The following is a 24,731-nucleotide window of genomic DNA, read 5'->3' on the forward strand; positions in this document are numbered from 1 at the left end:
CCTGACTCTCGGGGGGAAAGACCAGGGCCAAAATCACGGCCTTGGGGTTCAGGCCGTATTCCCGACTCCGCGTTCCTGCGGTCGGGGTAGCGCCGGGCACTGGCGCTACTGTTAAGACAATTCTGTACGTTCTTTTGTTCCAGATCCGGAACACGAAAAATCTTCATCGAACCATGGAAATCGGCGCCCTGCCTACGGCGCCTCATCCAGGCCGAACCAGTGGTCCAGCATGGCGCAGGCCTCATCGACCCCCTGACGCGTCTGGGCGGAAAACAGTTGCACTGTCGAATGGCCGAATTCCCGGTCCAGCACTTTTCGCACGGTCTGCAGCGCGGTCGCCGCCGGGCCGCGCTTGAGCTTGTCCGCCTTCGATAGCAGCACGTGGACCGGCAAGCCCCCGTGACCGGTCCACATCAGCATCTGCTGGTCGAATTCCCGTAGCGGGTGGCGGACGTCCATGATCAGCATGAGCCCACGCAGCGCCTGTCGCCCCGACAGGTACGCCGGCAGCGTCTGCTGCCAATGCTGGCGCATGGCCGGTGGCACCTTGGCATAGCCATAGCCGGGCAGGTCCACCAATGCCATGCTGTCGTTGAATGGAAAGACGTTGATCAGCTGGGTGCGGCCTGGCGTCTTGCTGGTGCGGGCGAGAGACTTCTGGCCGGTGATGGCGTTCAGCGCGCTGGACTTGCCGGCGTTGGAGCGGCCGGCGAAGGCCACTTCAAGACCCGTGTCCGGGGGCAACTGATCGAGCCGGCTCGCGCTGGTCAGGAACTGCGCCTGGCGATAGGCGGATGGCATGCTGAATTCTCCGGCGAAATTCTGGTCAGAGTGAATCGTACGCAGAGTGTACGGCCTCCAGCCTGCCGGGTCGCCCCGGTGGTGTCCGTCGGCCTGAATTGACCTTGTCGGGGGTGGCTGGTATAAAACCAGTCGTTTTGCCTGCGGGACAGGTGTCTCGTCGCGCCCCTTAATCGGCCCCAAGCTGCCCAGGAGTCGTGAATTCCATGAAGATCTGGCAATGCCTTGCAGTTGCAGCCATGGCTTTGTGTTTCACCGTGGTTTCCTCCGCCGGAGATGTATCCCGCGGTGAAGAGTTATCCGCGTCCTGCGTGGCCTGTCACGGCGCCGACGGGAACAGCTCCAATCCGGAATGGCCGAAACTGGCCGGTCAGCACGCGAGTTACACGTATCGGCAGCTGCAGGCTTACAAGTCGGGGGACCGACAAAACGCCCTCATGGCCGGTCAGGTGGCAAACCTGAGTGATCAGGACATGAAGGATCTGGCCGCCTACTACGAGTCGCTGGAAATCGAGATCGGCGTCGCCGATCCGGATCTGGTGGAGCTGGGCGCGCAGATCTTCCGTGGTGGGAATCCCGACAGCGGCGTTGCTGCCTGTATCGCCTGCCATGGTGCCGCTGGCGAGGGCATGGGCGCAGCTGGTTTCCCCAGTCTCAAGGGGCAGCATGCCACTTACACCGCCCAGCAGCTGCAGAAGTATCGCTCCGGCGAGCGGGCCACCGACCCCAACCGGATGATGCGGTCAATCGCCGAACGCATGACCGATGACGAGATTCGTGCGGTATCCTCGTACATCGAAGGTTTGTACCGACAAGGCAACTAGTTCAACTCCTCCGGCGAGCGGTCCGCTGACGCCGGCGGATCGTTCGCGGCGCGGCGGGCCGCTGGCTCGCCCCCGATCGGCGAGTCCGCGTCGGGCCTACGGCCAGCCCTCCCTCCGCCGGCGTCAACTGTCCGTCTCGACGGACAAGGTCCAGGCATGCAGAGCGGTCAAGTGATTCCATGGCCAGTGTGAGCACCGATATCGACAGCTCGGAGAGGCGTCGGGGGCGACAGTCCACCGCCTCGATCCTGTTGCAGTTCCTCGGGTCCATGAATCTCGCCATCACGCTGCTGGTGGTAATTGCCATCGCGTCCATCATCGGCACGGTGGTCCATCAGAATCAGCCCTATCAGGATTACCTGATCAAGTTCGGCCCGTTCTGGTTCGAGATCTTCGAAAGCTTCGGCATCTACGATGTCTATTCCGCAAGCTGGTACCTGTTTCTTCTGGCCTTCCTGGTGGTGTCGGTGTCGGTGTGCGTGTACCGCCACTCGCCCGTGGTCATCAAGGAAATGACCCGCTTCCGCGAGCACCAGCAGGAACGCTCCCTGCGCAGCCTGCGTCATCACACGGAGTGGCAGGTGGCGGCGTCGCCGGCGGATGCCGAACAGACCGCAGCCAGAGTGCTGGCTCGCAATGGTTTCCGGATGCGGCGCAAGGCGCAGGACGACGCTGTGGTGCTGGCAGGCATGCGCGGCCGCAGCAACCGCATTGGCTACATCTTCACCCACCTGGCCATTGTGGTGATTTGTGTCGGCGGGCTGATCGACGGAAACCTGATGCTCAAGCTCCGCGAGGTGACGGGGCAGCTGCAGATCGAGACCCGCAACGACATTCCCGTCTCGCAGATTGGGTCCGAGAGTCGGCTGCCGGTGGGGCGTGGCGCATTCCGGGGCAATGTCACGATTCCCGAGGGTGGCGCCGCCAGCGTTGCCTTCCTCAATCTCCGCGAAGGCTACGTGGTCCAGGATCTGCCGTTCCGCCTGCAGGTGGAGGAGTTCCGCATCGAACACTACGATACCGGCGAGCCCCGCTCCTTCGAGAGTGATGTCATTCTGACAGCGCCGGATCTGGATGAGCCCATACGCCAGACAATCCGCGTCAACCATCCGCTGGTCTACAACGGCTATGCCATCTACCAGGCCAGTTTCGGAGACGGGGGGTCGCGTCTTGATCTGCGTGCCTGGCCTCTGGCCGGCGATGATCGCGAGCCCATTGAGTTTGACGAGCGCGTGGAGCGGCGGCGGCCCATCGAGATCAACGGCACCACCTGGACCCTGGAACTCGCCGAATTCGAGCCGTTGAACGTGCGGCCGAACGAGGGGGCGGAAACGCGCCGGGACGTGCGAAACGTCGGTCCCCGCTTTACCTATCGCTTGCGCAGCGAGACCGGCGAGGCCCGGGAGTTCGACAACTACATGATGCCGGTGGAGGTCGCCGGCCGCTGGTATTTCCTCAGTGGTGTTCGCGGCTCTCCCCAGGAGGATTTCCGCTATCTGCACATCCCGGCGGATTCCTCGCACAGACCCGACACGTTTCTCGCATTTCATGCCATCCTGTCGGGAGAGCAGCGTCTGCGCGCGGCTTCGGAGCGGGCTGCCGGGCTCGTCATGGAGGACTTCGGCCTCGCCGATTCGAGTTTGACCCCACAGATTGCGGCGACGGCGCGGGATCTGGTCAGGCGCCTGCTGGAGGAGGACTTTCCGTCGGTGATGGCGCATATGGAGCGCACGCTGGATGATCGAAACATCCCCGAAGAACGCCGGGAACTGCTGGTTCGGTTTTCCCGTATGGCCCTTGAGCAGACACTCTGGGAGGCTTACCAGGAAGCCGCCGGGCTTGACGCCGACCTGGAGCAGGATGCCTTCGATGAGTCACATCAGGCATTTTTCCGTGACGCCATCGCGGCGATTGAGTCCCTGGATCAGTATGGGGCGCCATTGTTCCTGGAATTGCGGGACTTCGAGCATCGCCAGGCCACCGGCCTGATGATCGCCCGGGCGCCGGGCAAGAACATCGTCTACTTCGGATCGGCGCTGCTGGTCCTGGGCGTGATCCTGATGTTCTATGTCAGTCACCGTCGGGCCTGGTGTGTGGTCCGACCCGACGGCAAGGGCGGCAGTCGCCTGCTGTTTGCGGCGGTGAGCCATCGTGATCCCATTGGTTTTGCCAAGCTGTATGATTCCGTGACCGCGGAACTCGCCGCCCGGCTGGGTTCACGCGATGACCGGTCCACAGACCGTCTACCTCCGAAGACGTGAGGAAACCTCTATGAGTACGCCCCAGGAGACAATGGTCCACGACTTCGACGATCGTGGGTTCTTGCGCCGGCTCAGCTGGTTCGACTGGCTCTGGGCCGCCGCCTTTCTTGTCGGCACCATCTACGCCAGCGTCTATTTCGCCGAGTGGATGGATGGCTACGAGCAAGCCATTCTCTACGGCACCTACGGGGTGACGGTGTGGATCGGCTGGAACTGGAAAGCGGCGCGCATCTTCACCATTGTCGTGACCCTGGTGACGCTGTTCGCAGTGTCCCGCTATCCCACGCTGTCGGCGGGCACGGAGGACTTCTTCCTCAACTATCTGGTCTCAAGCCAGTCCGCCATCATGTGGATGTGCGCCCTGTTCCCGGCGGCGATGGTGTTCTACTTCGTCGGCCTCATCGCCCGCGCACCCTTCCCGGAGAAGGTCGGCACGGCGCTGATGTGGGGTGCCAGTGGCGCCGCACTGGTGGGTCTGCTGGTACGCTGGTGGGAGTCCTATCTGATTGCGCCGGAAGTCGGGCGCATCCCGGTCACCAATCTTTATGAAGTGTTCGTGCTGTTCGGGCTGTGCACGGGGTTGCTCTACCTCTATTACGAGGAACGCCACCGTACCCGGGCGCTGGGTGGCTTCGTCGGCATCATTCTGACGGCGTCGGTGGGGTTCCTGCTGTGGTATCACTTCGATCGCCAGGCCCACGAGATCGATCCGCTGATCCCAGCCCTGCAGAGCTGGTGGATGAAGATCCACGTGCCCACCAACTTTGTTGCCTACGGCGCGTTCTCAATCGCCGCCATGATCGGTGTCGCCTACCTCTTCTATGCCCGCAACCCCGAGGCCTGGGAGCGGCGCGGGCTGCCCTCGGCGGAGGTCATGGATGACATCATGTACAAGAACGTCGCGCTGGGTTTCGTGTTCTTCACCGTGGCGACCATTCTTGGCGCATTGTGGGCTGCCGAGGCCTGGGGCGGCTACTGGTCATGGGATCCCAAAGAGACCTGGTCGCTGATCCTCTGGCTGAACTACGCCGCCTGGCTGCATCTGCGGTTCACCAAGGGCTGGCGCGGCGTACCGATGGCGATCTGGGCGATTATCGGCCTGCTGGTGACCACATTCACCTTCCTTGGCGTCAATATCTTCCTGTCGGGACTGCATTCCTACGGCGAGCTCTGACAGCTTCATCGGGGACGGCACTAACGCTGCCGTCCCCGGTCAAAGCGACAATCGGAAAAGAACAGGTATCGGAGGCACAGATGCTGAAAAGAATTCTCGCCGCCACGGGGCTAGCTATGTTTGTCGTAACGGGGGCCGCTCAGGCGCAGCAATTCCAGGAGGGGACCCACTACCGGGTGCTGGAACGGTCGCAATCCACGGTGGACGATGAGCGCATCGAACTGCGCGAATTCTTCTCCTATGCCTGTCCGTTCTGCCACCAGTTCTACCCGGTGATCAACAACTACATGCGTGGCGCGCCGGACGATGTCGTGCTGGTCCATCACCCAGTGGTGTTCCGCGATGACTGGGAGCCGCTGGCCCGCGCCTACTTCGTGGCCGAACAGCTCGATATTGTTGATGACGTTCATGGCGCGATCTTCGTCGCCTACCATGAGGAAAACATGCGTCTTCGCTCCGTTGGCGACGCGCAGGAACTGTTTACCCGTTATGCGGATGTCGATGCCGACGCCGTTGCGGACGCCTGGGATTCCTTCGGGGTCGAGACTTCACTGCGCCGCTATGATCGCTCTGCCAGGGTCTACGGCGTGCGCGCCACACCGTCGCTGGGTGTCAACGGCAAGTACTACACCGATGCCCGGATGGCAGGCGGGGCAGACGAGTTGCTGCAGGTTGTCGACTACCTGATCGAGCGGGAGCGGCAGGCGGGACAGTGAACCGCGCCGAACGCGACGACGGACAGCCCGAATCCGGGCTGATCCTGCCGGAGGAAGCCCGCGTCATCACCCGACCGCCGGGGGTGATGCGGGTGATGAGTTACAACATCCAGACCGGGATGCACACACGCCACTTCGGCGACTATCTCACCCGGAGCTGGCAGCATCTATTTCCCAATGCCCAGCGGCCGAAGAATATCGACCGCATCTCCGATCTGCTCACGGATTTCGATCTGGTCGGTCTGCAGGAAGTCGATGCCGGCAGCTTGCGCAGCGGCTTCATCAACCAGACCAAATACCTGAGCGAGCGCTCTGGTTTTCCCTACTGGGCGGATCAGACCAACCGGCGTATTGGTCGTCTGGCCAGACACAGCAACGGCCTGCTCGCGCGTTTCCGACCGTTGGAGATTCGCGAACACCGCCTGCCGGGTATGATCCCCGGACGGGGCGCCCTGCATCTGCGTTTCGGTGGCGCGGAGGATGATCTGGATGTGATCCTGATGCATCTCTCCCTGGGGCGGCGGACGCGCATGTCACAGCTAGGCTACGTTGCGGAACTGATTCAGGACTGTCGCCACGCCGTGGTCATGGGAGATCTCAACTGCCGGGCCGACAGCCCGGAGCTGCGCCACCTGCTGGCCTGCACCAACCTGGGCGAACCCCTGGCGCATCTGAACACGTATCCCAGCTGGCGGCCCCATCGCAATATCGACCACATTCTGGTGAGCGATACCCTGACGGTGGACAAGGCCGAGGTGGTGGATTATCCCCTCTCCGATCATTTGCCGATCATGATGGAACTCCGAATGCCCGAGACCATTCGCCTGGAACAGTGATCAGGTCTGGTCCCTTGGCGCTGCGCGTAGCAAGTCGCGCAATGCCGTAGCGGAGCAAGGTCGGCTGTGCAGATAGCCCTGACTCAGGTCGCAACCGTTGTCCCGTAGGAATGCCAGTTGCTCGGGGGTCTCGACGCCTTCGGCGACGGTGCGCAATTGCAGCTGATGGGCCATGGCGACGATGGCGATGATGATCGCCTTGTCGTTATCGTCGGTGAAAATGTCCTGAATGAATGAGCGGTCGATCTTCAGCACGGTCACCGGCAGATGTTTGATCTTGCTGAGACTGGAATAGCCCGTCCCGAAGTCATCCACCGCGATGCCCACGCCGAGATCGCGCAGTTGCTGAAGCAGTGGCAGGCTGCCCTTCTCGCGTTCCATCAGGGTGGTTTCGGTGATTTCCAGCTCGATGGCAGTGGGCGGCAGCCCGTGGCGCTTCAGTGCCTGGGCCAGGGTGCGGGGCAGGCGGTCGTCCAGCAACTGGTGGCCGGAGACGTTCACCGAAACCCGGGGGATGTGCAAGCCTTCGGCACGCCAGGCGGCGAGGTCACGGCAAGCCTGCTCAAGCACCCAGTCACCCAGTGGTACGATAAGGCCGGTTTCCTCGGCGACGTCGATGAATTCATCCGGTGGGATGGTTCCCAGCTCCTTGTCATGCCAACGCAGCAGGGCCTCGGCGCCGGCGATGCGATTGGTGTCCTGAGTCCGCACCAGCGGTTGGTAGTGCAATTCGAATGCGCCCTGCTCCAGGGCCAGGCGCATGCGGGTCTCCACCTGGCTGCGATACGTGGCCCGCCGCTCCAGGTGGTTTTCGTAAATGGCGAGCCCCTCGCGGCCCTGCTGCTTGGCCTGCCGCAACGCCATCTCCGCATAGCGGAACAGTTCATCCACCGACGAGGCATGACCCGGATAGCGTGCGATTCCCACCGAGGACGATACACGGAGCTCGTGGCCGGCGATCCGAACCGGCTCTCCCAGCACCTCGCGCAACTGCTGCACCTGCCGCACCAGGGCGGCCGTGTCACTGTCGGCGTCGGGCAAGGTGAGCACGAACTCGTCACCGCCCCAGCGCGCCAGGGGATGACCGGCGGGCGCAAAGGCCTCAAGGCGCCCGCTCAGCGACTTGAGCAGCAGGTCGCCGACGTCATGGCCCAGCAGATCGTTGATATTACTGGCGTCATCCAGATCCAGTACCGCCAGCGCAAAACCGTGATCGCCGCGCTCATGCATGAACTGCTTGAGACGCTGACGAAGCAGCATTCGATTGGGCAGGCCGGTGAGGCGGTCGTAGTAGGCCAGGCGGAAGATGCGTCGTTCAGATTGCTTTCGCTGCAGAGCACTGGCGAAGATTTCTGCGGCAGCGGTGACCAGGTGAATCTGTTCCTGGTTCCAGTGCGCCTCAGTCTGACCCGCATCCAGCCCGAGAAATGCGTGTAGACGTCCGGAATAGACGATGGGGGCTATGATCAGCCCGGTTACGCCGCGCTGCTGGAGCATGGCATGCTCGCCGTGGGCCTCGCTGGGCAGCATGTCCAGATTCGCGACCTGGATCAGGCTTCTGTTGTAGAGACGACGATGCAGCCAGGGCAGGCGACTCACGGCGATGCGCTTTCCGAACGGCAGTCTGCCGTCACGGCTACGGCGATACCAGCCGTGGGTGTGAACGAGGTACTGCTCGTGCTCCGCGAGTTGATACAGATAGACGCGATCAACATCGCAATAGTCACCCAGTTCGGACAGGGCGTGGTCGATGGCACGATCGATACCATCCGGCGCAATGTTGATGAACTGACCGGAGAAACTGCGTAGCAGGCGCTCTACGGCCAGATGACGGGCCAGGGCGGAGTCGGCGGCTTGCTGTGCTGTCACATCCTGGGCGATACACATCACTTCGCCATTGCGCATTTTGCGCAGGATGGCGCTGAACGCCTGCGCACCGCTTGCCGCCGGCAATCGACTTGAAAAGCTGACCGGTTCGGGTTGTCCGTGGCTGAGGCAATACTGGAGGGCTCGCTGCACTGCGGTGGCGTCGTCCTGTAGCAGATGCAGCGTCAGCGGTTGGCCGGGTGAGAGGCCAAGCCCGCCACCCGACCCGTTCCATGTGCGAATCACCACGCCGGAAGCGTCGAGTACCACCACCGTGTCACGGCTGGATTGGGCCAAGGCCTGCAGCTCCATGGCGGACAGGCCGCCTGGCTCGGTCTCGGCATCATCGCTTGGTATCAGGTCGTCGTAATCGGCTACCTGCCAACGCTCCACCATCGTTCAGGCTCTCCGAACGATTACGGGATGGCGCAAGGTGGCCGATTGCGGCACCGCGTTATTGTCATCCCCGTCCCCCCAAAAAGACATTATTGATTGTGTCCGCACTGTGGATATTAAGCACTTCCCGGCGGAAGCTGAAGTGAACTGTATCATAGGGGCCTGAAATGGTTGAGTTGTCGTGGTTCACCGATAGCCAGGCGCAGGCATCTGTGTAGCTGGCCTGTAAAGGGTCCGCGAACTGTTTACATGACTTGGGCTTGCTGCGTATTCTCGGTTCGCTGGACATAATGAAAGACTCTCCGAGTCAAGCCTATATGCCAAGAGGGATACCCATGCTGAGAACGGCGCGTACATTTGGAGTGGCGGCCGCCCTGACGGTGGCGGTCAGTGGTGTGGCCATGGCGGACGGCCTGCGCATTGGTGCGCTGGTCCCCACCACGGGCGATCTGCAGGTTTACGGTGAGACGTCACTGAATGGCATCCGTCTGGCCGTGGACGAAATCAATGCCGCAGGGGGGGTGTTGGGTGAGAATATCCGCTTACGCTCCGGCGACACGCAAACCAGCCCCCAGGCTGGCGTCGATGCGGCACAGCGACTCGCTACGATCGAGGGCGTTCACGCCTTCGTCGGCGCCCTCGCAAGCGGCGTGACCATCCCCGTCGCCCAGAGTGTGAGCCGACAGGAAGGCCTGGCCCAGATCAGCGGCGCGTCCACGTCACCGGTGATCACCGACCTGGACGATGATGACTTCCTGTTCCGCACCGTTCCGTCCGACGCTTTCCAGGGCGTAGCGCTGGCGCAGATCGCCCGGGATGAGGGTTTCGAGAGTCTGGCGGTGCTTTATATCAACAACGACTATGGTCTCGGACTGGCAGAGGCCTTCAGCGAGGCTTTCGAGGCACAGGGCGGAACAATCGCCAATTCCGCGTCCTATGAACCCGGCCAGTCGTCCTATCGAGGCGAGTTGCGGCGGGTGGGTCGTGGCGGCACGGAAGGCCTGGTGCTGATCGGCTATCCGGAGAATGGCCAGACGATCGTTCGCCAGGCGCTGGAGGGCGGCTTCTTCGAGCGCTTCGTATTCACTGACGGCCTGCGCTCGCCGGAAATGATCAGCGCCATCGGCGCTGAATTCATGGATGGCACCATCGGCTCGGCGCCACGGGCGCTGGACGACAACCCGGGCGCACAGCATTTCCGCGATGCCTACCGCGAGCAGCACGGTGAAGTACCGCCGCAGCCGTTCATGGATTCGGCCTATGATGCGGTGTATCTGATTGCCCTGGCGGCTCAACGGGCTGGCACCACCGACCGCGTGGCGATTCGTGACAACCTGCGTGCCGTCGCCGGACCTCCGGGTGAGCGGGTCTACCCTGGTGAGTGGCGTCGTGCCCTTGAACTCCTCGAGGCTGGTGAAGAGATCAACTACGAGGGCGCGTCGGGTTCGGTTGATTTCGACGAGAATGGCGACGTCCCGGGCACCTTCGCCCACTGGCGCGTCGAGAACGGCGAGATTGTCGACGTCCGGGTGTTCGCGCCGGAAGAGTAAAACCACTCTCCGGGCCAACTCAGGCTCGCTATTGCCAAAGGCCCGGCCGGGATTTCCCGGCCGGGCCTTTTTCGTTTGGGTCATTAGGCTGGCGCGGTTGTGGTGCGTTACGCGCTGCGCGCTAACACACCCTACAAGAGGCGGTGCCTGATCGAAGCCCCTCGTAGGGTGCGTTAGCCATGCCACCCCATGCACAGGGCACAAACGGGGTGCGGGTGCGCCGCTCGGAGGCCGTATGCGAGAGGGACCTCGCATACGAGCCCCCAGGGATGGGTTCACGGCGTGTCTCCGAGCGGCGTACCCGCACCCCGTTCCCCGACACTCTCGTAGGGTGTGTTAGCGCGCAGCGCGTAACGCACCACAATGGACATGCCTTGCATGGCCTTAATCGGACTCTCGACTGCGCCCGGTTGGCACCGTCTTCGGCGCTTTCTCCGGCAACAGACCCTGCGGTCGGGTAATCAGGATCACCTGCAGCAGCACACCGATCAGCAGCACCCGCAGCGGGCCGGACTGGCTGCTCCAGCTATCCGGCAGGGTTGCGCTCATGACGAACTCGCTGCCGGACCAGATAATCCAGATCACCACAGCACCGAGCAGGGCTCCCTTGTTGTTGCCACTGCCGCCGGCAATCAGCATCACCCAGACAAGGAAGGTGCCGTACAGCGGCAGGAAGGCCTCGGGGCTCAGGAATCCGAAGTAGTGCGCGTACAGCGCCCCTCCCAGTCCCATGATGGCAGAGCCCACCACGAATGCCTCCAGCCGGAAGCGGCCAATGTTCTTGCCCGCCGCCTCCGCTGCTGGTTCGTTCTCGCGTATGGCCCGCAGCACCCGCCCCCAGGGCGATTGCCGGGCCCGCTCCACCAGGAAGTAGACGGCCACCAGAAAGGCTGTCACCACGATCAGCGATCCCATGGCGGAAGTCAGGCCCAGCGCCTGGAAGAAATCGGCGTAGGGGCGCTCGATGCGCGACATGCCGCGAACGCCGTTGGTCAGCCAGGTTTCATTGGCGATGACCAGCCGCAGCGTCTCGGCGATGCCGATGGTGGCGATGGCCAGGTAATCCGTGCGCAGCCGGGCGGTGATCCAGCCGATAATGAGGCCGAGCAGCGCCGAAGCGATGACGGCGCCCGCTACCCCGATAAGGAAGGTGTGACCGAAACCGCCCACGTGCCAGGGGCTTTCCGGCACCGTCAGTATCGCGCTGGTGTAGGCGCCCACCGCGAAAAAGCCGGCAATGCCGATATTGAACTGGCCGGTGAAGCCCCATTGCATGTTCAGGCCCAGGGCGAGGATGGCGTAGATGCCGACGAAGGTGAAAAACGACACCAGGTAGGCTGCGATACCGGCAAATTCCATTACAGCGTCCCCTTGAAGATGCCCTGCGGCCGGACGATGAGCACGGCCACCATGATGACGAAGGCCACTGCGGGCTTGTAGGAGGGCTCGAGGAAGAGTGTCGAGATTTCCATGGCCATGCCGATGATCATGCCCCCGGCGATGGCCCCGTAAGGTCTACCGATGCCACCCAGTATGGCTGCCGCAAACACCGGCAGCAGGATGTTCCAGCCCATGGTCGGGGTCAGCCGCGAGTCCATGCCCAGCAGCACGCCAGCGCCGGCGGCAAGAGCACCACCGAGTATCCAGGTCAGCATGATTACGCGCTCGGCGGGGATGCCGGTGATCAGCGCCAGATCCATGTTGTCGGACATGGCGCGCATGGCCTTGCCCATGCGGGTGCGGGTCAGGAACAGGTGCAGGGCAGCAACGATCAACACGGCGGCAAGCAGAATCCACACATGGTTCGGAACGATGGCGATTTCGCCGAACCACCAGGGGCGCTGGATGCCGCCGCTGTAGCTGTAGACGTTGGGACCCCAGATCAATTGCACCAGGCTGCGCAGCACCAGCGCCATTCCGAAGGAGGAAATCAGCAGGATGACCGGCTGGGTGCGGCGAATGTGCTTGTACACGGCCTGATCCACCAGCAGCGCGGTCAGAGCCGCGCCGATCATGCCCGCCGGCAGTGCCCACCAGATTGGCAGACCGGTGAATACCAGGAAGCTCAGGCCCACGTAGGCACCAATGGTCATGAGGTCGCCGTGGGCAAAGTGGGCAAAACGCAGAATGCCGAAGATCATCGACACACCGATGGCGCCCAGGGTGAGTATGCTGCCCAGCACGATGCCGTAGATGCTGAGCTGTACCAGGTCGATAAGCAGATCCACGCCGTTAGCCCCCCAGGAACATTTCGGCTACCTCGCGATTGGCCAGCAGATTCGGCCCCGTGTCCTCGTGGCGGTTGGTTCCGGTTGCCAGCACGTAGCCCCGGTGGGCGATGGCCAGTGCCTGCTTGGCGTTCTGCTCCACCATCAGCACGCCGATGCCCAGCGCCTGAATTTCCTTGATGCGCTCGAAGGTCTCGTCGATCAGCAGGGGCGACAGGCCGGCGGTGGGTTCATCGAGCATCAGCAGCTTCGGGTCGATCATCAGGGCCCGGCCCATGGCAACCATCTGGCGTTCGCCACCGGACATGAGTCCGGCCTGCTGGCGGCGCCGATCACGCAGCTTGGGGAAGACCGCGTAGACCTTCTCGAGCCGCGGCTTGATGTCGCGACTCATCAGGAATGCCCCCATCTCCAGGTTTTCCTCGACCGTCAGGGACGGGAACACGTTCTTTTCCTGGGGCACGTAGGCGATACCGCGGCGGACCATCTGTTCGGGCTTGGCATTGGTGATGTCATCGCCCTGGTACAGCACCTGCCCCGTGCGGACACGCAACAGGCCGAAAATGGCCTTCATCATCGTGGATTTGCCGGCACCATTGGGGCCGACAATCACTACGATCTCGTCGGTTTCAACCCGCAGCCCCGCCCCCTTGAGGATGTCGGCACCGCCGTAACCACCGTAGATGTCGGTTGCGGTGAGCAGGCTCATCGCTGCTCACCCATCCGGCCACTGGCACCGCCGCCCAGGTAGGCTTCACGCACCTGCTCGTTCTGGCGGATCTCGCTCATGGGGCCGGAGGCAATCAGCGCGCCATTGGCCATGACATGCACGGGGTCGCACAGTTTACTGATGAGATCCATGTCGTGCTCGATGAGGCAGAAGGTGTAGCCGCGCTCGGTGTTCAGGCGCTGGATTGCCTCGGAAATCTTGCCGAGCAGGGTTCGGTTGACTCCGGCACCGGGCTCATCCAGCAGCACTGCACGGGCATCCGTCATCATGGTGCGACCAAGGTCCAGCAGCTTTTTCTGGCCGCCGGAGAGGTTGCCCGCCAGTTCGTCTGCCACATGGCTGATCTCGAGAAAATCCAGCACCTCGTCGACCCGCTCCAGCACTTTGCTGTCCTGCTCCCGGACCTGACCCCAGCGGAACCATGCCTTGAACAGGTTCTCGCCAGCCTGTCCCGCCGGCACCACCATGAGGTTCTCGCGCACCGTCATGCGGGAGAACTCATGCGGAATCTGGAAGGTTCGCACCAGACCCTGGTGGAACAGCTGGTGTGGGCGCCGCCCGGTGATGTCACGTCCTTCGAGGGAGATGCGGCCGCTGTCCGGGCGGATCAGCCCGGCGACGATATTGAACAGTGTGCTCTTGCCAGCCCCGTTCGGCCCGATCAGGCCGGTGATGCTGCCTTCCGCTACTTCGAAGGACACGTCATCCACCGCCTGTATCCCGCCGAAGGCCTTGGATACATGTTCGATCTTGATCAAGGCATAGCCCCCGATGCGCAGGTATCGACTGTCTTTCCCGTCGGTCGACACAAAACCTTTGCGATTGTACTGGCGTGGCTGTTCAGATCAATTGCGGAAACAACAACGGCCGCGCGAGGCGGCCGTTGGCAGAGGAGGAAGTTGGTGACTTAGCGCCAGCCGACCCGGTCGGCAATGCGCACGGCGTCCGGATTGTTGCGGCCCAGGGTGCCTACGTTCAATTCATCGAACCGGATCTCACCCCAGCCGGCCACGACCTCGTCCAGCGGCACGCCATCGACCACGGGATACTCGTGGTTGCCCTTGGCGAACAGCTCCTGGGCTTCGTCGGACGCCAGGTACTCCAGCAAGCGGATGGCGTTGTCCCGATTCGGGGCGCCGGCCACCACACCCGCGCCGCCCACGTTTACGTGAATGCCACGGTCATCCTGGTTGGGAAAGATGATGCCAACGCGGTCCGCCACTTCACGGTCGGCTGGGTCGTCGGACACTGCCAGACGGACATAATAGTAATGATTGGCCACACTGATCTCGCATTCGCCGGCGGCGACGCCGCGAATCTGATCCGTGTCACCGCCCTGGGGTTGCCGCGCCAGATTGCTCACCAGGCCCCGCGCCCAGTCCGTGGTGCCGTCAACGCCGTGGGCATCGATCATGGAGGCGAGCAGGGACTGGTTGTACACATTGGTGGAAGAGCGTATGCAGATCTGGCCCTCGAACTGCGGGTCGGCCAGATCTTCGTAGGTCGAGATCAGCGAGGGATCGAAGGCTTCCTTGTTGTAGAAGATCACCCGCATCCGCTGGCTCAGGCCGAACCAGAGGCCTTCCGGATGCCGGAGATACGCCGGGATACGCTCATCAAGCACATCTGATTCGACGCTCTGCAGCACACCCGACTCTTCGGCGCGCCAGAGCCGACCGGCGTCAACGGTGATCAGAACGTCAGCCGGGCTGGCAGCGCCCTCCCGGCGAATACGCTCGATCAGCTGATCGGAATCGCCCTGCAGCACTCGCACGGAAATGCCCGTTTGTTCTGTGAAGCGATCGAACAACTCGTTGTCCGAGTCGTAATGACGGGCGGAGTAAACGTTGACCTGCTGTGCTGCTGCGGCAACCGAGACCGCCAGGGTGGCGGCGGCGAGCAGGGTGCCAAGTCCGAGACGAATGCGACGGTCCATCTGGAGTCCTCTCAAAAATCGTAATGAGAATGAATCGTGTTTACATCCCGGATTAAACAGGGTCTCCCCGCGGAAAGCAAGTGGATGAGAATGTTTTAGTGTTTACAAATGATTCTTGTTTCCATACCTTTGACTCATACGCCCCTCTCTGTGTGAGGCCGCCATGGCAAGCCCGTCTCCTCTAAGCGATCTGATCGACCCTGGCGCTGCGACCGTCGCGCCCCGGCCTGCGGTGCGCATGACGGACATTCGCCATCGGTTCGACGACCTCATCGCCGTGGATGATGTCAGCCTTGATGTGAGCCCCGGTGAGGTGGTCTGCCTTCTGGGGCCGTCGGGCTGTGGCAAGACCACGCTGCTGCGGATCGCCGCCGGTCTGGAGGACGTGCAGCACGGCCGGGTCCAGCTTGATGGCGATCTGGTCGCCGAGGCGGGGCGCCGAGGGGTTCCCCCGGAAAAACGCAGCGTGGGCCTGATGTTTCAGGACTCTGCGTTGTTCCCGCACCTGACCGTACTGGAAAACGTGGTGTTCGGTCTAGGCAGTCTGCCCCTGGCCGATCGTGGGCGGCGCGGTCATGAACTACTCGAGCAACTGCGGATGGGGCAGTACGCCCACGCCTATCCCCATGTGCTGTCCGGTGGGCAGCAGCAACGTGTGGCTTTGGCGCGGGCGCTGGCCCCCGCGCCCCGGCTCATGCTGCTGGACGAGCCGTTTTCCGCCTTGGACGCGCGCCTGCGGGATCAGATTCGCGACGACACGCTGCATGCCCTGAAGAGCAGTGGCGCAGGCACCCTGCTGGTGACCCATGATCCGGAAGAGGCCATGTTCATGGCCGATCGCATCGCCATCATGCGGGATGGCCGTATCCTGCAGATCGGCCACCCGGTAGATCTCTACTGCCGGCCCGCAGATCCTTTCGTGGTGACCTTTTTCGGCGATGTGAACCGATTCGAGGGAGTGGTGGAACGCGGCGAGGTCTTGACGCCCGTGGGTCGTGTCGAAGCCACCGGTCTGCAGGACGGCACGCTGGCGCAGGTGCTGGTACGGCCGGAGGCCTTGCGGGTGGTCGTGGTGGGCGAACCGGGCACGCACGACCGTACCCATGTGATCATGTCGCGGTTGCTCGGCCGGACCAGCCTCACCCACCTCTGTGTCCACGATGACTCTGGTCGCGAGTATCACCTGCACTCCCGGATGCCTGGCGTCTTCCTGCCCGAGGAAAACCAGCCTGTGGAACTGCATCTGGATCGCAGCCAGATCTTCGTTTTTCCGGCGGGGGCCTGAACAGGCGTCCGCCGCTCTACTTTTTCCCGTGTCCCGGGCGCGACTTGCGCATGGCGATACTGAGCAGAATCACGGGAATGATGCCCACCAGCACAATGGCCAGGGACGCTGTCGACGCCTGGTTGAGCCGCTCGTCGGAGGCCAGGTCATAGGCCCGCACCGCCAGGGTGTCAAAATCGAACGGCCGCAGGATGATGGTAGCGGGCAATTCCTTCATCACGTCCACGAACACCAGAATGCCCGCGGCCAGCAGGCTGCCTCGCATGATCGGAGCATGAACCAGGCGCAAGGTGGTTCCGGCCGTCTTGCCCAGGGTGCGGGAGGCCGCGTCCATGCTCGGCGTCACCTTGTCCAGGCTCGCTTCCACCGCGTTATAGGACACGGCGAGGAAACGAACCACGTAGGCGTAGACCAGGGCCACCATGGTGCCGGTAAAGATCAGCCCGGGCAGGATGCCGAAGCGTTCGTTCATGAACACATTGATGCGGTCATCCATCCAGCCCAGGGGGATTAGCACGCCGACGGCGATCACTGAGCCGGGCACGGCATAACCCATGGACGCAACCCGCGCCGCTCCCCAGGTTATGCGTGATCCCCGCAGCCGTACGCCATAACTCAGCAGCAGGGCCAGAAACACCGCGACGACTGCGGCCGCCGTGGCCAGCATCAGGCTGTTCCAGGCGAATTCCATGAAGCGGGTTCCAAGCAGGGCGTCACCGCCCTGCAGGGTCATGGAGGTCAGCAGCCCCGCCGGCAGCAGGAAGCCCACCACTACCGGCGTTCCGCAGGCGATGAACGCCAGTGCCGCACGGCCACCGCTCAGGCGGTACTGGGGCAGCTCCCGGTACTTGCTGGAGGTATGAAAGTACTTTGCCCGCCCGCGGGACCAGCGCTCCAGTAACACCAGGATCATCACGAATACCAGCAGGCAGGCTGCAAGCTGTGCTGCGGCCACCTGTTCGCCCAGGCCGAACCAGGTGCGGTAGATGCCGGTGGTAAAGGTGTCGACCCCGAAGAATTGCACCGCGCCAAAGTCGTTGAGCGTCTCCATCAACGCCAGAGCCACCCCACCGGCGATGGCCGGGCGGGCCAGGGGAATGGCGACACCGTAGAACAGTCGCAATGGGCTTCGACCCAGTGTTCGCCCCACTTCCAGGACGCAGACGGACTGTTCGAGAAAGGCAGCCCGCGAGAGCAGGTAGACGTAAGGGTAAAGCACCAGCGACATCAGCGTGATGGCGCCGCCCAGGGATCGGATGTTGGGGAAGTAGTAGTCCCCCCGTCCCCAGTCGAATATCTCACGCAGCCAGGTCTGAACCGGCCCTGTGAACTGCAACAGGTCGGTGTAGGCGTAGGCGATGACATAGGTGGGAACGGCCAAGGGCAGCAACAGTGCCCACTCGAAGACCCAGCGCCCCGGGAACCGGCACATCACAACCAGCCACGCTGTGCCGACGCCAATGATCAGTGTACCCAGCCCCACACCCACCATGAGCCCCAGGGTGTTGGTCACATAGCGGGACAGCACGGTTTCGCTCAGATGTCCCCAGATATCGCCCGCAGGCACAACCACATGGGCCAGCACGGTAACCACGGGCAGGGCCACGAATGCCGCGATGATCACCGTCAGCAGCGACCAGCCGTCGAAACGCGCACGGGCGCGGGTCAGGACGCGATCGTCTGTGGCTGGGGCTTCTGAACTCACCAGTGGACCTCAAGAGCCGTGGGGGGACGAAACAAGAACGCAAATGATAACCGTCCGCGGCTGTAATCGCATCCCCACCCCTGCCAACTACCCCGAAAGGTGAGCTCTGGCAGCCGCCAGTTGGCACGAACGCCGGGTGGGCCCGCCCCGCAGGGACCGTCAGCGACAGGGATGTCGCTGTCGAGCCCCCATGGATGGGTTTACGGCGTGTCCCTGCGGGGCGGGCCCACCCGGCGTTCCCCGATCCATGCCACCGCCCCAGGGGTCGGCAGTTGCAGGGTGTATGGCTTCGCTCGGGCGCTGGCGTTGCCGGTAAACAGATCGTTGGAAGCCAAGGGGTGGCGCTATATGGCAGCGGTGGCCGATACGAGCTGATCGCGGGTGGTCTGCAGCAGCGAAGCGGCGGCTGGGGTCAATGAGCGGTCCCGGGGCGTCAGGATGCCAATACAGCGCTCTACCGCCGGTTCGTCCAACGTCAGAAACACCAGCGACTCGTTGTCGCCGGGGAAGGCCAGCCGGGGCAGCGTGGTGATGCCGAGACCCGCCTCCAGCATGGCAATCAGGCTGATCATGTTGGACACTGCAAAGTGACTCTCGGCAATGGCCGCCTGGGCCTGTGGATTGTCCAGCAGGCGCGTGGTGCCGTTCTCGATGAGCCGCTCCCCCTGCAGATCATTCCAGACCAGCGCCCGGCCAAGCCCCGCAAGCCTGTGATCGCCCCGGCACACCACGCCGATACTGTCACGCAGCAGTGGTGTGAAGGACAGGCTCGGATCGTCTTCCCACAGGCTGCAGATGCCGAAGTCAGCCTCCCGCCGACTGACCATACCCTGCACCTCGCGGGCGCTGCCGTCCTTCACCGTCAGGCGAATCTCCGGGTGGTTGCGAGCGAACTCCGCCAGGATGCCCGGCAGAAGCCGTGACGCCACAGAGGGCACAGCGGCAATGCTGACCGCTCCTTCCTCGCAGTTGGCGAGTCGCAGCATCTCGCCACTGACCTGCTGATAATGGTCCACCAGGGCTCGGGCCAGGGGCAGGCATCGCTCGCCGTAAGGTGTCAGCTCGACTTTCCGATTCTTCTCGAACAGCGGCTCGCCAAGCCGCCGTTCCAGCTCCTTGACGGAGAGGGAGATCGCAGGCTGGGTTCGAAACGCCTGCTCCGCCGCCGCGTGAAAACTCTTCAGGTCGGCGACCAGGATGAAATGATGCAGTTGGGCCATGGACAGATCAGGGTGCATCGGGTGAACCTGGCTCATTAGCAAACCTGATCGCACAATATAGAAAATAAAGTTCTCAAATGGAAAGCCGCCTCGCTACCCTGCGAAGATGCAAGCAGACCGTCGGGCTGCGCCCGGCATGTGCCCGTAACACCCAGGAGGCCGCATGGCGGCATACGCCAACTTCATCGCCGGACGCTGGCAGGACGGCGAGAGCGCCATCGCCAATCACAACCCGTCGGACACCAACGACATCATCGGCCACTATGCGCAGGCCGATGCCGAGCAGGTGCGGGAAGCCATCGCGGCCGCACGCCAGGCCCAGCCCGCCTGGGAGGCCGTGGGGCTGGAAGCGCGGAATGCAGTGCTACAGGCTATCGCCGAGGAATTGCAGGAGCGCGCCGAGGAACTGGGTACGCTACTGTCCCGGGAGGAAGGCAAGCCCCTGGCCGAAGGCGTCGGCGAGGTGCAGCGCGCGGCGCGCTTCTTCCACTATTACGCGGCCGAGGTCCACCGACAGATGGGGGAGACGGCGGATTCCGTACGCCCTGGTATCGAGGTGGATATCCGACGCGAGGCCGTCGGGGTGGTCGGTATCGTCGCCCCCTGGAATTTCCCCACCGCCATTCCCGCCTGGAAAATCGCGCCGGCACTCGCCTATGGCAACGCCGTCGTGTTCAAGCCGGCCAACCTGGTCCCAGCCAGCGCCTGGGCCCTCGCCGAGATCATCAGCCGACAGAACCTTCCGGCCGGCACCTTCAACCTGGTCATGGGCAGCGGTGGCAGCGTCGGTGAGGCACTGATCAGCAGCGCGGATATCGACGCGCTGAGCTTCACCGGATCCTTATCCGTGGGCCGGCGGGTCGCCAGCGCCACGGCGGCGAACCTGGTGCGCTGCCAGCTGGAGATGGGCAGCAAGAATGCCCTGCTGGTGATGGACGACGCCGACCTGGACCTTGCTGTGGAGGCGGCGCTGGCCGGCGGTTATTCAGGCACCGGCCAGAAGTGCACCGCCTCGTCTCGCCTCGTGGTGCATCGGGCTGTGCATGATGCATTTGTCGACAAGTTGTCGACGCGGCTGCGGAGCATGGTGGTGGGTCCGGCCACCGATCCTGCTACGCAAATGGGCCCGGTGGTGGATGGCGCCGCCCTGAAGTCCATCCTGTCGGCGATTGCCAGCGCCGAGCAGGCTGGTGCCACCAGGGTTTGCGGTGGCGAGCGCCTCAGCCTGTCGACACCCGGCCACTACCTGTCACCTTGCCTGTTTACCGACACCGATAACGCCATGGAGGTCAACCGCCAGGAGATCTTTGGCCCCGTTGCGGCGGTCATCCCCATCGACGACTTCGAACAGGGGCTCGCGGTGGTCAACGACACCCAATATGGGCTCACAGCGGGCATCGTGACCGACTCCCTGCACTACGCCACCCGTTTCCGGCGCGAGGCAAAGACCGGCTGCGTGATGGTCAACCTGCCCACCGCCGGCACCGATTTTCATGTGCCTTTCGGCGGTCGCAAGGCCTCGAGTTTTGGTCCACGGGAACAGGGACAGTACGCCCGGGAGTTCTACACCGCCGTCAAGACCAGCTATATCCGCGCCTGAGGAGGTCCCATGGATTCCACCCCAGCCCAGGTGCCAGAAGGCGAGGATCTGGAGCGGCGCGCTGCCGAGTTGCATGACGCGATGCTGGTCGTTGACGGACTCCAGTACTCGCACTGGAACCGCGGCGTTCTCGAGGAGCTTCGGGCAGGCGGTCTCGCCGCGGTGCATGTGACCATCGCCTACCACGAACTGGCGCGGGAGACCCTGAGTCGGATCGGCGAGTGGAACCGGCGCTACCAGGTTCACGCGGACCTGATACGCCCCGTTCGCGAGATCAGCGACATTCGGCGGGCCCGCGATGAGGGCCGGGTGGGCATTTTCTACGGCTTCCAGAACTGCTCGCCCATCGAGGACGACATTGACCTGGTGGAGATCTTCCGTCAGCTAGGGGTCTTCGTCATGCAGCTCACCTACAATAACCAGAGCCTGCTTGGCACCGGCTGCTATGAAGAGGTGGACAGCGGGATCACCCGCTTCGGCCGGCAGGTCATCGCCGAGATGAACCGTGTCGGCATGCTGGTGGACATGTCCCACAGCGCCGAGCGCAGTACGCTGGAGGCCATCGAGCTGTCGCGGCGGCCCATCGTCATTTCCCACGCCAATCCGGCATCGTTTCACCCTGCCAGGCGCAACAAGTCCGATGCGGTGTTGCGCGCATTGGCGGAGTCCGGAGGCCTGCTCGGTTTCAGCGCCTATCCCTTCCATCTGCGTGGTGGTAGCGACTGCACCCTGGCCGACTACTGCGACATGATCGCCCGCACCGCCGATCTCATGGGTATCGAGCATATCGGTATCGGCACCGATCTGTGTCAGCAGCAGCCGGCAGAGGTTCTCACCTGGATGCGCAATGGCCGCTGGGCCCGGGAGCTGGACTATGGCGAGGGCTCTGCAGAGCAGCCCGACTGGCCGACGCAACCGGATTGGTTCCGCAACGCTGCGGACTTTCCCCAGCTCACCAGGGGTCTTCTCGCCCACGGCTTCAGCGAGGATGACATTGCCCGCATCATGGGAGGAAACTGGTACCGGATACTCGAGGACGGGACGCAACCGCGTTCCGCCTGACTCCCCTTGCGGAGGCGCGGGATGGCGACGGTAATGCACGCGACAGGGAGCGCTCCTGGCGAGGCCACGACGGACGCGCCGGACGAGGACTTGCGACCGGCGGCCGAGGTCATGGATTTGGGCCGTCTCGGGTGCGGGCACCAGTCACGGTTGAGTTTTGTGCGCAGCCTGGTGCGGCAGATGTGCGCCCAGCGCTGGCGGATCCGACGGTTGCGATTCGACCTGGACAGCCATGGCTGCGGCAAGGCCATCTATCGCGTGGAAACCCGCGATGGCGATTTCGACTTCGTGGTTTTCGCCGACAAGCTGCGCCCCGAGGAGCGCAGCGACCGCGTCATTGCCGAACGCTGGGATCTCACCTGCGCACTGTGTCAGGCGCCAGTGGACGATGCCTATCTTGCCGAACTTGCGGCCAATGTGCCGCGTCAGGAAGCCGGGCGTTGCGACAGCCGGGTGCTAGTGCTGTCCCGGGCCAACCGCAGCGCGCGCAATTTCGACGCCGTGCTGGACCGGCTGGCGGCGGGGGAGCAGCCCGACCCGGCCTGGTTCGCACGGGTCGGCTACCTGTATCGCACCACCGCTGTTTACGGCAACGGCAAGTTCGGCATTGCCGATTTCGCCCGGCTGCAGCGCTGGCCCGCTTTTGCCCGACCGTTCAGCGCCCAGATGCTGACGGTCTACCTGGTGCGCGCCTTCAGCCTGGACCAGATCGAACACATGGCCCGCTGCAAGTCACCGCGGACCGCAGTCCCCATGGATCGGGCCATGGCCCGGTACCTGGGTATCGGCAACTCCACCGGGCTTGGCATGGCGCCTTTCCTGATCCGCCACCCGCGGCTCATCAACCGTTGGGTCTGGAACCGGGAGCGCGGGCTGGCCAGGGTGCTGAGCGCGTCACGGACACCATCCATGGAGTTGCTTCACCGTCTGGAGGTCCTGACCCGGCGCGCCCGCACTCACGTCGCACAGTGGCTTGCCGACGATCCGGCACAGCAGGCGGCGAATCAGATCACCATTCGCGAGCTGGGGAGCCTGTTGCGCTGGATTCGCTGGCAGCGACGGCACGCGGCACTGCCCGACAGCCCCTGGCGGCGCCTTTTCACCAGCGCCCGGCGACGCTGGAGCGTTGAAACCCAGGAGCTGCTCGTAAGCCTGTTGCTTGAGCTCCATCCGGAACTGGTGGACTCGCTGGAAGACGACATGCTGGCCCCGGAGCGGGATGATCTGCGCCCGGACATGTCAGCGCAGACCCTCAAGCAACTGGTGGAAAGCCGGTATGTCTGGGCCCTGGCCTACGATTTCGATCAGCCCGATCAGATGCACTACTTCTGGTACCGCTCGGAGGAAAAAGAGGAACCCCGGCTCGGGGTGCGCCACGAGGAGCCGGGTGCCGAACGGGAAATGGACCTGGGTATCGCCCGGCTGGTGGCTGGCTGCCACCGCGATCTTGCAGCCTTCCTGCGACACCAGCCCGAGGCCGGCGTGGTGGATTTTCTCATCGACTACCCGCAACATCGGGGTATCGTCCGACGCGTCCAGAACGTGGGCGACCTGCACTACGGCGAAGTGCGGGCCAACCTGTTGGCCGTCGACTGCCTGCCCATCCATCTGCTGCGGTGCAAGCTTGCCTTTTTCGGAGCCACCAAGTTCGATCCGCGATCCGACCGCTGGGTCCGTATCACGCTATTCCAGGGGGCGCCGCTGCCGGATGAACTCCACCACGAGCCTGATCCCGACTGGTGTTTCCCGGTGATGCCGGAGGGCGGCGAGGCCACTGGTGAAAATATCTGCCAATGAACTGCTGACCACCGTCGGAAAGGCCTTCGAAGGGCTGGGATTCGCCCCCGGCGACCGCGAGGACGCCGCCGCCATGGTGGCCTGGCTGGAGCTGCATGGCCTGAACGGGCTGGCGGAACTGGAAAAGGCGCTGGACTTCCTGGACCAGGAGACGGATCCCCGGCCACGGACACTTTTCCGGTCCAGCGGGTTGCGGGTGTTCGACGCGGGTGGCGCCAGCGTGCTTGCCGGCGGCGCCCTGGCGGTGGATGCCGGTGTCGCCATGGCCCGGCATGTTGCCCTGGCCACGGTCCGTCTCGAGCACTGCCACAATCGCCTGCTCATCATCGGCTACCTTGCCCGCAGCGCGAGCCTGGGCGTCAGCGTGCTGGCGTCCTGGGGCAATGCGCGGCGCGACCCCAGACGTTACGTGGCGTCGCTGCGAGCAGGGGATGGAGCCCCCACCCTGCGCGCCTGGACCACAAGCGTTTCCAGTGGCGATGTGTTCGATCAGGGGCTCACCCTGGTTTTCAGCCGTAATCTCGACCTGTTGCCCCAGTTGCACCTGGACGAGGCATCGGAGCGCGTGCTGCTCTCCGTCGAGGGGGCCAGCCTGGACGCTGCTGAAGCTGCCTGCATCGAGCATGGCATCACGCTGGACGATGCCCTTTGGCAGCGCCTCGGAATTCTCGCCCGACGGGTGCTGGTGGCTGCGTCCGAGCAGTCGCGTCGCGGAGCCGGCGAGCTTTCACCGGGTGACTGAAC

The 24,731-nt window shown here is 63.5% G+C and carries 20 protein-coding genes; 11 read left to right on the forward strand and 9 right to left on the reverse strand.

The features are described 5' to 3' along the window. Nucleotides 1–192: 192 nt before the first annotated feature. A complete protein-coding gene (gene yihA, locus J2T57_RS02705) occupies nt 193–801 on the reverse strand; it encodes a ribosome biogenesis GTP-binding protein YihA/YsxC (RefSeq protein ID WP_253473818.1) in 609 nt (202 codons plus the stop codon). Nucleotides 802–1,007: 206 nt separating this feature from the next. On the opposite strand from yihA, the gene J2T57_RS02710 reads away from it, so the two are divergent. The 5 genes from J2T57_RS02710 (at nt 1,008) to J2T57_RS02730 (ending at nt 6,612) form a co-directional block, all read left to right on the forward strand. Further along, nucleotides 1,008–1,625, forward strand: coding sequence for a c-type cytochrome (locus tag J2T57_RS02710; protein ID WP_253473819.1), 618 nt, complete (start codon nt 1,008–1,010; stop codon nt 1,623–1,625). Nucleotides 1,626–1,804: 179 nt separating this feature from the next. After that, nucleotides 1,805–3,886 carry a cytochrome c biogenesis protein ResB gene (locus J2T57_RS02715; protein ID WP_253473821.1) on the forward strand — a complete coding sequence of 694 codons (2,082 nt, stop codon included), beginning with the start codon at nt 1,805–1,807 and terminating at the stop codon, nt 3,884–3,886. Nucleotides 3,887–3,896: 10 nt separating this feature from the next. Beyond that, on the forward strand, nt 3,897–5,060 hold the full coding sequence (gene ccsB, locus J2T57_RS02720; protein WP_253473823.1) for a c-type cytochrome biogenesis protein CcsB: 1,164 nt from the start codon (nt 3,897–3,899) through the stop codon (nt 5,058–5,060). An 80-nt stretch (nt 5,061–5,140) separates the two neighbouring features. Then, nucleotides 5,141–5,776 carry a thiol:disulfide interchange protein DsbA/DsbL gene (locus J2T57_RS02725; RefSeq protein ID WP_253473825.1) on the forward strand — a complete coding sequence of 212 codons (636 nt, stop codon included), beginning with the start codon at nt 5,141–5,143 and terminating at the stop codon, nt 5,774–5,776. Then, nucleotides 5,773–6,612, forward strand: a complete 840-nt coding sequence (locus J2T57_RS02730) for an endonuclease/exonuclease/phosphatase family protein (protein WP_253473827.1) — start codon at nt 5,773–5,775, stop codon at nt 6,610–6,612. The genes J2T57_RS02725 and J2T57_RS02730 overlap by 4 nt, the downstream gene beginning before the upstream one ends. On the opposite strand, the gene J2T57_RS02735 is transcribed toward J2T57_RS02730, so the two are convergent. Continuing rightward, nucleotides 6,613–8,874 (reverse strand): putative bifunctional diguanylate cyclase/phosphodiesterase, encoded by a 2,262-nt coding sequence (locus J2T57_RS02735; protein WP_253473830.1) that lies wholly within the window; start codon nt 8,872–8,874, stop codon nt 6,613–6,615. 335 nt (nt 8,875–9,209) lie between these two features. Here J2T57_RS02735 and J2T57_RS02740 point away from each other — a divergent pair, with 335 nt between their 5' ends. After that, nucleotides 9,210–10,424, forward strand: coding sequence for an ABC transporter substrate-binding protein (locus J2T57_RS02740; RefSeq protein WP_253473833.1), 1,215 nt, complete (start codon nt 9,210–9,212; stop codon nt 10,422–10,424). A gap of 384 nt (nt 10,425–10,808) precedes the next feature. Here J2T57_RS02740 and J2T57_RS02745 read toward each other — a convergent pair whose 3' ends face one another. The 5 genes from J2T57_RS02745 to J2T57_RS02765 form a co-directional block, all read right to left on the reverse strand. Further along, a complete protein-coding gene (locus J2T57_RS02745) occupies nt 10,809–11,783 on the reverse strand; it encodes a branched-chain amino acid ABC transporter permease (RefSeq protein WP_253473835.1) in 975 nt (324 codons plus the stop codon). Then, on the reverse strand, nt 11,783–12,652 hold the full coding sequence (locus J2T57_RS02750) for a branched-chain amino acid ABC transporter permease (RefSeq protein ID WP_253473837.1): 870 nt from the start codon (nt 12,650–12,652) through the stop codon (nt 11,783–11,785). The genes J2T57_RS02745 and J2T57_RS02750 overlap by 1 nt, the downstream gene beginning before the upstream one ends. A 4-nt stretch (nt 12,653–12,656) precedes the next feature. Then, entirely contained in the window at nt 12,657–13,361 is a 705-nt protein-coding gene (locus J2T57_RS02755) for an ABC transporter ATP-binding protein (protein WP_253473839.1), read from the reverse strand. Then, nucleotides 13,358–14,140, reverse strand: coding sequence for an ABC transporter ATP-binding protein (locus J2T57_RS02760; RefSeq protein ID WP_253473841.1), 783 nt, complete (start codon nt 14,138–14,140; stop codon nt 13,358–13,360). Before J2T57_RS02760 ends, J2T57_RS02755 begins: the two co-directional genes overlap by 4 nt. Nucleotides 14,141–14,289: 149 nt before the next feature. Further along, nucleotides 14,290–15,318 carry a Fe(3+) ABC transporter substrate-binding protein gene (locus J2T57_RS02765; protein WP_253473843.1) on the reverse strand — a complete coding sequence of 343 codons (1,029 nt, stop codon included), beginning with the start codon at nt 15,316–15,318 and terminating at the stop codon, nt 14,290–14,292. Nucleotides 15,319–15,481: 163 nt separating this feature from the next. Between J2T57_RS02765 and J2T57_RS02770 the strand changes: the two genes are divergently transcribed. Beyond that, nucleotides 15,482–16,603 carry an ABC transporter ATP-binding protein gene (locus J2T57_RS02770; protein WP_253473845.1) on the forward strand — a complete coding sequence of 374 codons (1,122 nt, stop codon included), beginning with the start codon at nt 15,482–15,484 and terminating at the stop codon, nt 16,601–16,603. Nucleotides 16,604–16,619: 16 nt separating this feature from the next. Here the strand turns inward: J2T57_RS02770 and J2T57_RS02775 are convergent, their stop codons facing one another. Both J2T57_RS02775 and J2T57_RS02780 read right to left on the reverse strand, forming a co-directional pair. Continuing rightward, a complete protein-coding gene (locus tag J2T57_RS02775; protein ID WP_253473848.1) occupies nt 16,620–18,308 on the reverse strand; it encodes an ABC transporter permease in 1,689 nt (562 codons plus the stop codon). A gap of 344 nt (nt 18,309–18,652) precedes the next feature. Continuing rightward, nucleotides 18,653–19,564: a LysR substrate-binding domain-containing protein gene (locus J2T57_RS02780; RefSeq protein ID WP_253473851.1), complete on the reverse strand. Its 912-nt coding sequence runs from the start codon at nt 19,562–19,564 to the stop codon at nt 18,653–18,655. Nucleotides 19,565–19,691: 127 nt separating this feature from the next. Here J2T57_RS02780 and J2T57_RS02785 point away from each other — a divergent pair, with 127 nt between their 5' ends. Genes J2T57_RS02785 through J2T57_RS02800 form a run of 4 tightly spaced genes read left to right on the forward strand, consistent with a single transcriptional unit; the run spans nt 19,692 to nt 24,729 of the window. Continuing rightward, a complete protein-coding gene (locus J2T57_RS02785) occupies nt 19,692–21,128 on the forward strand; it encodes an aldehyde dehydrogenase family protein (RefSeq protein ID WP_253473854.1) in 1,437 nt (478 codons plus the stop codon). Nucleotides 21,129–21,137: 9 nt separating this feature from the next. Further along, nucleotides 21,138–22,190: a dipeptidase gene (locus J2T57_RS02790; RefSeq protein ID WP_253473857.1), complete on the forward strand. Its 1,053-nt coding sequence runs from the start codon at nt 21,138–21,140 to the stop codon at nt 22,188–22,190. A gap of 21 nt (nt 22,191–22,211) precedes the next feature. Further along, complete coding sequence (locus tag J2T57_RS02795) at nt 22,212–23,987, forward strand: hypothetical protein (protein WP_253473860.1); 1,776 nt, start codon at nt 22,212–22,214, stop codon at nt 23,985–23,987. Beyond that, nucleotides 23,968–24,729 (forward strand): DUF3726 domain-containing protein, encoded by a 762-nt coding sequence (locus tag J2T57_RS02800; protein WP_253473863.1) that lies wholly within the window; start codon nt 23,968–23,970, stop codon nt 24,727–24,729. Before J2T57_RS02795 ends, J2T57_RS02800 begins: the two co-directional genes overlap by 20 nt. Nucleotides 24,730–24,731 lie beyond the last annotated feature (2 nt).

It is taken from the genome of Natronocella acetinitrilica (assembly GCF_024170285.1).
Lineage (GTDB): Bacteria > Pseudomonadota > Gammaproteobacteria > Nitrococcales > Aquisalimonadaceae > Natronocella > Natronocella acetinitrilica.